The following is an 11,077-nucleotide window of genomic DNA, read 5'->3' on the forward strand; positions in this document are numbered from 1 at the left end:
GTCGACGAGCCATTCGTCCCCGCGCTGGGGCGCCCTTTCCGCGGCACCAGGGTCTCGGTCTTCCTCGAGGTCGTCGGTGCCGGTCACTACCTGCCGGAGTACGCCGGAAACCTCGACATCATGACCTCGGCCGCCCTGCGCACCGCCGAGCGTCTCGTCTCACAGCGACTGGGAGCCACAGCATGAACACGGCGCAGCCAAACCTGCCCGACACCAGCACATCTCACGCGGGCGGCCCGCGGCTCTACGTCCAGGACGTGACCCTTCGCGACGGGGCGCACGCCCTGGGCCACCAGTACACGCCCGAGCAGGTCCGCACCGTCGCCGCCGCCCTCGAGGCGGCCGGAGTCGACGCGATCGAGGTGGCCCACGGCGACGGGCTCGGCGGGTCCAGCGTCACCTACGGGCATGGCGCCGCCACCGACCTGGACTGGATCGCGGCGGCCGCCGACGTCGTCACCCGCGCCACCCTCACCACTTTGATCCTGCCCGGCATCGGGACGATCGAAGACCTCAGAGCGGCGCGTGACCTGGGGGTCAGAAGCGTTCGCGTCGCCACCCACTGCACCGAAGCCGACGTCGCAGCCCAACACATCGCGTGGGCCCGCGAGCACGACATGGACGTCTCCGGGTTCCTCATGATGAGCCACCTCAACGACCCGGCAGGCCTGGCCGAGCAGGCGAGGCTGATGGAGTCCTACGGAGCGCACTGCGTCTACGTCACCGACTCCGCGGGCCGGCTCACCACCCGTGAGGTCGCCCAACGCGTCGAGGCCTTCCGACAGCGGTTGAACCCCGAGACCCAGATCGGCATCCACGCACACGAGAACCTGTCGCTCAGCGTCGCCAACAGCGTGACCGCAGTCGAGCACGGCGCCTACCGAGTCGACGCGTCCCTGGCCGGGCAGGGCGCCGGCGCCGGGAACACCGCACTCGAGGCGTTCATCGCCGTGGCCAACCTCATGGGCTGGCAGCACGGCTGCGACCTCTTCACGCTGCAGGACGCCGCCGACGACATCATCCGACCCCTGCAGACCCGACCGGTGCGCGTCGACCGCGAGACCCTGTCGCTGGGCTACGCCGGCGTGTACTCCAGCTTCCTGCTGCACGCCGAGCGCGCCGCCGCCCGGTACGGGCTCGACGCCCGAGACATCCTGCTCGAGCTGGGGCGCCGCAAGATGGTCGGCGGCCAGGAGGACATGATCGTCGACGTCGCCCTGGACCTGCTCAAGGCCGAGTCCACCGAGGCGGTGACGGCATGACCATCGCCGCGCCGGACACGCTGGCCGTCCTGGCAGCGACCCTCGACGACGCCCAGACCTCGGCCACCGCCGTCCAACAGGTGACCACCACGGCACACCTCACCCTCAACGACGCGTACGCCGTCCAGCACCTGCTGGTCGAGCGCAGAACGGCGCGCGGCGACCGGATCTCGGGCGTGAAGCTCGGCTTCACGAGCCGCGCCAAGGCCCAGCAGATGGGCGTCGACGACGTCATCATCGGCTCGATCACCGCCGGAATGCAGGTTCCCGACGGGGGACAGGCAGACCCCGCCCGGTACATCCACCCGCGCATCGAACCAGAGGTCGCCTGGCTGCTCGGCCGCGACGTCGAGGCCGACGACGACTCGCCCGAGACCGGCTCGGCCGTCGACGCGGTCGCGCCGGCACTGGAGATCATCGACTCGCGCTACCGCGACTTCAGGTTCACTCTCGAGGACGTCGTCGCCGACAACACCTCCGCCGCCGGCTACGTCATCGGGCCATGGCAGCAGCTCAGCGCCGCCGGCGACCTCGGCAACCGGGGCGTGGCCCTGGAGGTCGACGGCCAGGTCTCCCAGACCGGGTCGACCGCCGCAATCCTCGGACACCCCTACCGGGCCGTCGCGGCCGCCCGCCGGATGGCCAGGGCGTACGGGTTCACACTGCGAGCCGGCATGGTGCTGATGGCTGGTGCGGCCACCGCGGCCGTACCGCTCCACGCCGGTTCGCACGTCCAGTCGACCGTCACCGGCCTGGGCCGGGTCAGTGTCCGCCTCGGGTCGGCAGGTGCCCGCCATGAATGAGACGACGGCGATCACCGTGACGGGAAGAGCGACTCCGCGCGGACGGTTCCCGCACGTGAAGAAGTCCGGAGACCTCGTGTTCGTCTCGGGAACGAGCAGCCGCCGTCCGGACAACACCATCGAGGGGGCAGCGGCAGACGAGTTCGGAGTGACCTCGCTGGACATCCGCGTCCAGACCCGAGCGGTCATCGAGAACATCCGCGCCGTCCTCGAGGCGGCCGGCGCCACCCTGACCGACCTGGTCCAAGCCACCACCTACCTGGTCAGCATGAACGACTTCGCCGGTTACAACGAGGTCTGGGCCGACTACTTCGACGAGCACGGGCCGACGCGCACCACGGTGGCCGTGCACCAGCTGCCCCACCCGCACCTGCTCATCGAGATCCAGGCGATCGCCCGGGTCGAGGGTGCGACCAACCCCAAGGAGGACTCATGAGCACCATCCCGCCCGTCATCAACTTCCCCGAGTGGCTCAAGGACAACGAGCACCTGCTCAAGCCGCCGGTGAACAACCGGCAGGCGCTGACGCCGATGGACGACTTCATCGTGCAGGTCGTCGGCGGACCCAACCAGCGCACCGACTACCACTTCGACCCGTTCGAGGAGTGGTTCTACCAGGTCAAGGGCAGCATGCACGTGAACCTCATGACCGACGACGGGCCTCGGCGCGTCGACATCCACGAGGGTGACATGTGGATGCTGCCGCGCAACACCTACCACTCGCCCCAACGGCCGGAGCCCGGCTCGATCGGCATCGTCATCGAGCGAATCCGCGACGAAGGGCAGCTGGAGAAGTTCGCCTGGTTCTGCCCGCAGTGCAGCACCAAGGTCCATGAGGTCGAGCTCCAGGTGCGCGACATCGTCCAAGACCTGCCGCCGGTGTTCCAGGACTTCTACACCAGCGAGCAGGGGCGCACCTGTCCCAGCTGCGGCACCGTGCATCCCGGCAAGGGATGACACCGGTGAGCACGATCGACGTGCACAGCCACTACGTCCCACGCGGCTGGCCGGACCTGTCCGAGGTCGTCTCACCACGTCGGGACTGGCCTTGGCTGCGCATCGACTCCGAGCGGCAGGCCTGCATCATGCTCGGGGACAAGGAGTTTCGCCCGGTCGGCGAGGACTGCTGGAACGCCGAGGTACGACTGAAAGCCATGGACGCCGACGGCGTCGCGGCCCAAGTGGTCTCGCCCACGCCGGTGTTCTTCTCCTACGACGCCCCAAGCGATGAGGCCACCAAGATCGCCCGCATCTTCAACGACCTCGCCCTCGAGGTGTGTGCCCCGGCCCCACAGCGGCTCCTGCCGTTCGCGCAGGTCCCGTTGCAGGACCCGGACGCCGCATGCGAGGAGGTGGACCGATGCCTCGCGAACGGACACCGGGGGGTCGAGATCGGCAACCACGTCGGCGGCCGGGACCTGGACGACGAAGGAGTCGTGACCTTCCTGCAGCACTGCGCCGACCGAGGAGTCCCCGTCTTCGTCCACCCGTGGGACATGCCGACCTCGCCGCGGCTCGAGCGATGGATGGCTCGATGGATCACCGGCATGCCGGCGGAGACCCACCTGTCGATCATCGCCATGATCCTGGGAGGCGTGTTCGACCGGGTCCCCTCGTCGCTGCGGATCTGCTTTGCCCACGGTGGCGGCTCGTTCGCCTTCTGGCTCGGTCGCCTCGAGAACGCCTGGCGCCGGCGACCCGACCTCATCGCCACGTCACAGCTGCCGCCTTCGCACTACGTCGGGCGCTTCAGCGTCGACTCGGTCGTGTTCGACCCGGCCGCGCTGCGGATGCTGGTCGACACCTTGGGCCCGGGAAGTGTCATGGTCGGCAGCGACTACCCGTACCCGCTCGGGGAGCGTCCCGCCGGCCACGTGGTCCATCACGCCGACTTCCTCGATGAGAGCACCCGGGCCGCCCTGCTCCGCGGCAACGCGGAGCGGTTCCTGGGCCTGGACCCCGGCCAACCAGCCGGTGCCGGCGGGTACGTCAGCCAACGCGCGTGAGCTCGAGATCACGGCGCGGGACGCGGTGGCACCTGGCCGGTGCGGCCCGTGAAGCCGGGGTGACCCGGCCTCACAAGCACCACGTGACCGAATCCACGCACGACGAGACGTGAGACATGTGCCGGAACCTGCACTGCCCATGGGTAGCAGACCCCTGGGCGTGAGGAGCCTCGCTTGGAAACCAAGACCATCGACCGACTCAGCTGGGCCTTGGTCAACGTGCGGCCGAAGCTGAGCAGCGTCACGTCGCCGGACCGGCTTCACGCGTGGGCCGACGCAGCCGTCGAGCTGGTGGCCGCGGGAGCGGCACTGGACGGACCTCGCCCGTGCCCGGAAGGAGGCACCGCCAGTGACCCTGCGGCGCCCAGCTCGGCCGAAGCCTTCGGCCTCCGCTACTGGGAAGAGGCTCTCTCGAAAGCGCTGGCGCGGCTCCAGGCGCATGGCAACCTGCGACCCGGGGCGGACGTCACCGCGCTCGGTTCGGCGTTCGCCGCAATGCTGTACGGAGGGCTGCTGCTGAGCCTGACGACGGGCACCGCCGTGCCCCTTCAGGCAGCCCTGGACATGGCTCTTGGACAGATCGGTGCGTTCGGTGCTGGGTGACGACCCGCGGCGGCTCACGCCCCCCACGGGCTCGGCGAGGATTCGTGCTGCGGAGTCGCCGCTAGTGGGCGTCGGCCGCTGCCGTCATGGAACGGTGGCGGGAGACGAACGCCTGCACGTCGACCGGACCAAGACGCCCTATCGCTCCGGAGGAGTACACGGCGAGCATGACGGTGCCGTCGGGGCCAAGGACGAACCCCGTGGACTGGAAGAACGTGCCGGCTGGGTCGGTGTAGCACTCGAGTGCCGGCGCGACGTCGCGAACGGACACGTCGCACCCCACGGGGAAGGGAATGCCCAGCTCGGTGACGGTCTGCCGAGCCACAGCCTCCGGGTCGGCGGACAGGGCAACGGTGGTGATGCCCTCGTCGATGAGTGACTGGTGCCGGCCGACGAAGGAGCGCAGCTGTCCCGTGCAGTAGCGACACCACGAGCCGCGGTAGACGAGGACGACGGCGTAGCTGCCCTCGGTGGCTGATGGAAGCCGAATCTCCCCACCGGCGGCGGTGCGCATGGACAGTCGGGGAAAGCGTGAACCGTTGAGCAGCATGTGTGACCTCTCGTTCTGTGCGTGGCGCCGTCGTGGCCCGCGCCCGCGCTCGACGGCGTCGACCGGGCCCTGATCGGCGCATACTGATGTGACCTTGGTGCCACGTGCACGCGAAGCCTTAGGTCATGTGCCCGTCCGCGGGCCGGCACTTGGGTCCGCGCGAGAGATCGGGACCGCCGCACACACGAACCAGTCGCACGACGGCCGCGACGCGACCATGCCGGCTCAGGGCACCAGACGGTGCCCAGACGAGGCCGAAGCACGGGCACTCTCGTGGGCTACGAGTCCCGGTGGCGGCGCGTCGTCGCGACCACTGGGACGACGAAACAGACCACTGATCAAGGAGCTGCAGATGGATGTGACCGTTGTCGACAACGCGTCGATGCATCGGTACGAGGCACGCATCGGGGACGAGGTGGCCGGCTACACCGTGTACCAGAACGCCGCCTCCATCGTCATCATCGAGCACACGGAGGTCGACCCCTCCTACGAAGGTCGGGGGATCGGCAGCATCCTGGTCCAGCAGGCCTTGGATGACATCCGAGCCAAGGGTGAGCGGAAGGTGCTGGCCGTGTGCCCGTTCGTGCGCAGCTGGCTGGGCAAGCACCATGACTACCGGGACCTGGTCTACGGGGCCACTCCCAGCCGCGTCACCGACTGAGCGGACGCTGCGACCACGGCTGGAATTCGTACGGAAGGAGCGACTCGATGAAGGTGGCAGTGATCGGCGCCGGCGGCGTCGGGGGGTACTTCGGCGCGAAGCTGCAGCTGGCTGGCAACGACGTGCAGTTCGTCGCGCGCGGTGCTCATCTTCGCGCGCTGCGCACGGCTGGACTGACGTTGGTGACGCAGGGGTCGACCCGGCATGTTCCGGCCGTGGCCGCTACCGACGACCTGGGCGAGCTGACCGACCCCGAACTGGTCCTGGTGACCGTGAAGTCCTGGGACACCGAGGCGGTGGCAGCCCAGCTCGCCCCAGTGATCTCGCCTGACACCGTGGTGCTCTCGCTGCAGAACGGCGTCCTCGCCCGGAGCGTGCTGTCCCAGCACGTTCCCGAACGACAGCTCATGGGAGGCGCCGCCTACATCTCGGCCTTCATCACCGAGCCTGGAACGATCACCCATCACGGCGCGCTTCAGCGCATCGTGTTCGGCGAGTTCGACGGCACCGACAGCGAGCGGCTGCGCCTCATCCGGTCCACCCTGGCCGGCGCGGGTGTCGACACGGTCGCCTCGAGTGCCATCACCGAGCTGCTCTGGGAGAAGCTCACCTTCCTCGTCGGCCTGTCGGCCACGACCGCGGTCACGAGGGCCCCCATCGGGGTGGTGCGCAGCCACACCGAGTCGCGGGCGCTCCTGCTGGAGCTCATGACCGAGACAACGACCCTGGGTCAGCGCCTCGGGGTGGACCTGCCCAGCTCGCTGCCTGCGGAACGGCTCGAGTTCTGTGACGGTCTCCCGTTCGACATGACCTCGTCGATGGCCAACGACCTGATGGGCGGTCGACGGCTGGAGCTCGACTGGCTCAGTGGGTACGTGAGCCGGCAGTCCGCGCAGGTGTACCTCGACGCGCCGGCCAACCGGGTGATGACAGCTGTGCTGTCACCGTTCAAGGACGGGTCGAGCGCGCCGGGCGTCGGTGACCAGGCGTGAACCCTCGTTGAGCTCGGAGACGAGGGCCCCGCTGGCCGGCTGTTCCGGGTGGTGCAGGTCGAAGGCCGGCCGTTCGGACCGGATGCGGGGCAGTGACGTGAAGTTGTGCCGGGGCGGTGGGCACGAGGTGGCCCACTCGAGGGAGGCGCCGTAGCCCCACGGGTCGTCGGACTCGACGAGCGGCGCCTTCTTCCACGTCCTCCAGACGTTGTACAGGAAGGGGATCATCGAGGCGCCGAGCAGGAAGGACCCGAGGCTCGAGACGATGTTCGCGGCCTGGAAGCCCTCTTCGGGCAGGTAGTCGGCGTAGCGGCGGGCCATGCCCTCGATGCCGAGCCAGTGCTGGATGAGGAAGGTCGTGTGGAAGCCGATGAACAGCGTCCAGAAGTGCAGCTTGCCGAGGCGCTCGTCGAGCATGCGGCCGGTCAGCTTCGGCCACCAGAAGTAGAAGCCCGCGAACATCGCGAACACCACGGTGCCGAAGACGACGTAGTGGATGTGCGCGACGACGAAGTAGCTGTCGGTGATGTGGAAGTCCAGCGCGGGACTGGACATGACGACGCCGGTCAGGCCGCCGAAGAGGAAGGTGACGAGGAAGCCCATCGCCCACAGCATCGGCGTGGCCATGACGACCTTGCCGCCCCACATCGTGCCGATCCAGTTGAAGAACTTCACGCCGGTCGGGACGGCGATGAGCATCGTCATGACCGAGAAGAACGGCAGGAGCACCTGGCCCGTGGCGTACATGTGGTGGGCCCAGACGCTCGTCGACAGGGCGGCGATGGCGATGGTCGCGAAGACGAGGGTCTTGTAGCCGAAGATCGGTTTGCGGGAGAAGACCGGCAGGACCTCGCTGATGATGCCGAAGAACGGCAGCGCGATGATGTAGACCTCGGGGTGGCCGAAGAACCAGAAGAGGTGCTCCCACAGCATCGCGCCACCGTTCGTGGGGTCGAAGATGTGCATCCCGAAGCGCCGGTCACCTCCCAGGGCGAACAGCGCGGCTGCGAGCATCGGGAAGACCAGGATGGCCAGCAGCGAGGTGACCAGCACCGTCCACGTGAAGATCGGCATCCGGAACATCGTCATGCCGGGGGCCCGCAGGCACACGATCGTCGTGATGACGTTGACCGCGCCGAGGATGGTGCCGACACCACCGAGCGCGAGGCCGAAGACCCACAGGTCACCACCGAGCCCCGGGGTGTAGGCGGCATCCGACAGTGGCGCGTAGCTGGTCCAGCCCGCGGCTGCTGGACCACCCGGAGTGAGAAACCCTGCCAGGACGATGACGGCACCGAACAGGTACAGCCAGTACGCGAGCATGTTCAGCCGCGGGAACGCGACATCGGGCGCGCCGATCTGCAGCGGCATCAGGGCGTTGGCGAACCCGGCGAACAGCGGCGTCGCAAAGAGCAACAGCATCACGGTGCCGTGCATCGTGAACAGCTGGTTGAACTCCTGTGGGTTGTCGACGACCTGCAGGCCGGGCGCGAACAGCTCGGCGCGAATCATCAAGGCCAGCACCCCGCCGAACAGGAAGAACACGAACGAGGTGATCAGGTAGAGGTCGCCGATGACCTTGTGGTCGGTGGTGGTCAGCCACCGGACCACGCCGGTGCGCGCGGCCAGCCGCTCAGAGCGCAACGTCGGTGCGGCTACCTGTTGAGGCTTCTGGGTCGTGGTGGAGCTCATCGTGGTCTCTCTGTGGTGCTGCCGGGTCGCCTGTTGACGGGCTCTTGGTTGCGCCCCGCGCTCGCGTCTTAGGGGCGGATGCATGTTGTGCCCATGAGCGCGTTGCCCCGGTCAGTCCGGACGAGAGGACCTGCCGGGTCATAAGATCGAAGGACGTCTCGACACCTGGTTTGACGAGCGCACGTCAGGGCTTGCCCCCGCAGTCGCACCGACCCGGCCCACCTGTCGGCAGGGTCGTGCTTCGAGCGGTCGCTGGTCGTCTTCGCGTGCAGCGCGGCAACCGGACAGAAAGAGGAGACCGATGAAAGCCATCGTGGTGACGGACCAGAGCGCGGGAACGGCCGGGGCGAGGCTCACCGACCACCCCGACCCCTCCCCGGCGATCAATGACGTCGTCGTCGAGGTGCACGCCTCGGGGTACGTCCCGACCGAAGTGGACTGGCCTTCCACGTGGACCACGAGAGCGAGCAAGGACCGTTCGCCCTCGGTCCTCGGTCATGAGGTGGCCGGTGTCGTCACCGCGCTCGGGTACGGCACGACGGGCGTGTCGCTCGGCCAGCGCGTCTTCGGGATCTCCGACTGGCACCGCGACGGAACCCTGGCGGAGTACGTCGCGATCGAGTCGCGCAACCTCGCGCCGCTTCCCGGCGATGTCGACTTCACTGTGGGCGCGAGCCTGCCCATCTCCGGGCTGACGGCCTGGCAGGGCCTCTTCGTTCACGGCCGGTTCGAGGCTGGCCAGAGCGTCCTCGCGCACGGTGCGGCGGGCGCCGTCGGGACCATGGTCAGCCAGCTTGCCCGTGAAGCCGGGGCGTACGTCATCGGCACCGGGCGCGGAGGCGACCGCGCCAAGGCCCTCGACTACGGCGCGCACGAGTTCGTCGACCTCGAGAACGACTCGCTGGAGGACGTCGGGGGTGTCGACCTCGTCTTCGACGTCATCGGTGGCGACATCCAGAAGCGGTCCGCCGCGCTCGTCCGTGCCGGTGGGACGCTGGTGTCCGTCACCGGACCCGTGGAGGCCCGTCCCGCCGAGGGGCTGGCCGTCGACTTCGTCGTCGAGGCAGACCGCGCACAGCTGACGGAGATCGTCCAGCGAGTGCGGGACGGCCGCCTCCGGACGAACATCGGAGACGTCGCATCGCTCGACGACGCCGTCGCGGCCCTCAACCCGACTCGGCGACGCCAGGGCAAGACCGTCATCCGTGTCAGGCCTGACGTAACTGGACTCAATCGTCCACTTCGGTGATGCTGGGCCCCCTCCGACCCCAGGGCAGATGAGCTCTTCGGCGCGGGGTGAGACGCCTCCAGGCCTGCGACAGCGACACGTCGTCGTTGAACCAGGCTGCTGTACAGACCCGATCTTCGGGACCCACAGGAAGGCTTGACGTGACGCACACCGTCGCTGAGTCCCTGACGCCCGCGCCACGGGCCGCCTCGCTCCGGCTCGGATTCGTCTCAGGCGTGCTGGCGCTCATGTCGGCGTTCGCCGCCGCGGGCTCCACCATCCCGCTGTTCAACATCTACCGGGCCGAGGACGGCTTCACGAACGCCGGCATCTCATTGACCGTTGTCGCCTACTCGGCCGCGACCCTGGGTGCGCTGCTGGTTCTGGGACGCCTGTCGGGCTACGTCGGCCGTCGCCCCGTGGCCATCGCCAGTCTCGGGCTCATCGTCCTTGGCTGCGTGCTGCTGCTGAGCGTCCACGACATCGGAATGCTGGTCGCGGGTCGGCTTCTGATGGGGCTCGGCGGCGGCCTCGCCAGTAGCAGCCTGCCGCCGTACATCGTCGACACGGCGCCGGCCAAGCCGCAGTGGCTGGCCTCCGTCGCCTCCAGCCAGACCATCATGCTCGGGCTGGCGCTCGGCGCGGTCGCCTCTGGTGCCCTGGTGCAGTTCGGCCCGTGGCCACGCGACCTCATCTACGTGGTGGTCATCGTCTTGCTGCTGGTCTCCGCTGCCCTCATCGCCGTCAGCCCCGAGACAGTCACTCGCTGCCCGGGCGCCTGGGCGTCGCTGCGGCCCAGTGTCCGGGTGCCGGCGCGGGTGCGGAGACTCCTGCCCGTCTCAGCCGCGGTCTTTCTCGGCACGTGGGCGACCGGTGCCTTCTACCAGGCCTTCGTACCCGGCCTGGTCCAGGACCAGCTCGGCACGCACAGTCCGCTGATCCTCGGCCTCGTCTTCGCCGCCTACATGGGTCCCAGCGCCTTGGGTTCGCCGCTGGGTGGGCTGTTCGCCCCGGCGACGGCGCAACGGATCGGGATGACGGCCTTCGTCGTCGGGTGGGCCGGTCTCGTGACGTCGACGACTGTCGGAGCGCTGCCGGTGTTCATCGCGGCAACGATCGTCGCGGGTGCCGCGCAAGGCGTCGCGATCAGTTCCGCAGTCCGCGGCCTGATCTACGGCAGCTGCCCGGCTGACCGGGCGCCGATCTTCGCCGTGGTCTATCTGCTCAGCTACAGCGCGGCGACGTTCCCGAGCCTGATCTCCGGCGAGCTGTCCCACACC

The 11,077-nt window shown here is 68.7% G+C and carries 12 protein-coding genes and 1 pseudogene; 11 read left to right on the forward strand and 2 right to left on the reverse strand.

The genetic code is table 11. From position 1 onward, the window contains the following. From ACPYOM_RS17420 to ACPYOM_RS17450, 7 genes and pseudogenes are all read left to right on the forward strand, one after another. Positions 1-186: pseudogene (locus ACPYOM_RS17420) on the forward strand (hypothetical protein); the annotation flags it as partial. Continuing rightward, positions 183-1,262 carry a 4-hydroxy-2-oxovalerate aldolase gene (gene dmpG / locus ACPYOM_RS17425; RefSeq protein WP_481343762.1) on the forward strand — a complete coding sequence of 360 codons (1,080 nt, stop codon included), beginning with the start codon at positions 183-185 and terminating at the stop codon, positions 1,260-1,262. The pseudogene ACPYOM_RS17420 and the gene dmpG, both read left to right, overlap by 4 nt. Further along, on the forward strand, positions 1,259-2,065 hold the full coding sequence (locus ACPYOM_RS17430) for a 2-keto-4-pentenoate hydratase (RefSeq protein ID WP_481346936.1): 807 nt from the start codon (positions 1,259-1,261) through the stop codon (positions 2,063-2,065). Before dmpG ends, ACPYOM_RS17430 begins: the two co-directional genes overlap by 4 nt. Further along, positions 2,058-2,501 carry a RidA family protein gene (locus tag ACPYOM_RS17435; RefSeq protein ID WP_481346937.1) on the forward strand — a complete coding sequence of 148 codons (444 nt, stop codon included), beginning with the start codon at positions 2,058-2,060 and terminating at the stop codon, positions 2,499-2,501. Before ACPYOM_RS17430 ends, ACPYOM_RS17435 begins: the two co-directional genes overlap by 8 nt. Continuing rightward, positions 2,498-3,022: a 3-hydroxyanthranilate 3,4-dioxygenase gene (locus ACPYOM_RS17440; RefSeq protein ID WP_481346938.1), complete on the forward strand. Its 525-nt coding sequence runs from the start codon at positions 2,498-2,500 to the stop codon at positions 3,020-3,022. Before ACPYOM_RS17435 ends, ACPYOM_RS17440 begins: the two co-directional genes overlap by 4 nt. A 5-nt stretch (positions 3,023-3,027) precedes the next feature. Then, entirely contained in the window at positions 3,028-4,071 is a 1,044-nt protein-coding gene (locus tag ACPYOM_RS17445; protein WP_481343766.1) for an amidohydrolase family protein, read from the forward strand. A gap of 174 nt (positions 4,072-4,245) precedes the next feature. Further along, positions 4,246-4,674: a hypothetical protein gene (locus ACPYOM_RS17450; protein ID WP_481346939.1), complete on the forward strand. Its 429-nt coding sequence runs from the start codon at positions 4,246-4,248 to the stop codon at positions 4,672-4,674. Between the two features lie 61 nt (positions 4,675-4,735). Here ACPYOM_RS17450 and ACPYOM_RS17455 read toward each other — a convergent pair whose 3' ends face one another. Continuing rightward, positions 4,736-5,224, reverse strand: a complete 489-nt coding sequence (locus tag ACPYOM_RS17455) for a redoxin domain-containing protein (protein WP_481343768.1) — start codon at positions 5,222-5,224, stop codon at positions 4,736-4,738. Positions 5,225-5,576: 352 nt separating this feature from the next. Here ACPYOM_RS17455 and ACPYOM_RS17460 point away from each other — a divergent pair, with 352 nt between their 5' ends. Further along, positions 5,577-5,885, forward strand: a complete 309-nt coding sequence (locus ACPYOM_RS17460) for a GNAT family N-acetyltransferase (RefSeq protein ID WP_481346940.1) — start codon at positions 5,577-5,579, stop codon at positions 5,883-5,885. Between the two features lie 47 nt (positions 5,886-5,932). Beyond that, the gene (locus ACPYOM_RS17465; RefSeq protein ID WP_481342464.1) at positions 5,933-6,877 is read left to right on the forward strand and encodes a ketopantoate reductase family protein; all 945 of its coding nucleotides are present in this window, start codon (positions 5,933-5,935) and stop codon (positions 6,875-6,877) included. Here ACPYOM_RS17465 and ctaD read toward each other — a convergent pair. Beyond that, positions 6,827-8,569 carry an aa3-type cytochrome oxidase subunit I gene (ctaD, locus tag ACPYOM_RS17470; RefSeq protein WP_481346941.1) on the reverse strand — a complete coding sequence of 581 codons (1,743 nt, stop codon included), beginning with the start codon at positions 8,567-8,569 and terminating at the stop codon, positions 6,827-6,829. The two genes, ACPYOM_RS17465 and ctaD, sit on opposite strands and share 51 nt — an antisense overlap. A gap of 301 nt (positions 8,570-8,870) precedes the next feature. On the opposite strand from ctaD, the gene ACPYOM_RS17475 reads away from it, so the two are divergent. Together ACPYOM_RS17475 and ACPYOM_RS17480 are read left to right on the forward strand one after the other, a co-directional pair. Beyond that, positions 8,871-9,818, forward strand: a complete 948-nt coding sequence (locus ACPYOM_RS17475) for an NADP-dependent oxidoreductase (protein WP_481346943.1) — start codon at positions 8,871-8,873, stop codon at positions 9,816-9,818. A 140-nt stretch (positions 9,819-9,958) separates the two neighbouring features. Next, positions 9,959-11,077: MFS transporter (locus ACPYOM_RS17480; protein ID WP_481346944.1), on the forward strand; the 1,119-nt coding region annotated here is incomplete at its 3' end.

This window comes from Monashia sp. HAY1-2A (assembly GCF_056755315.1).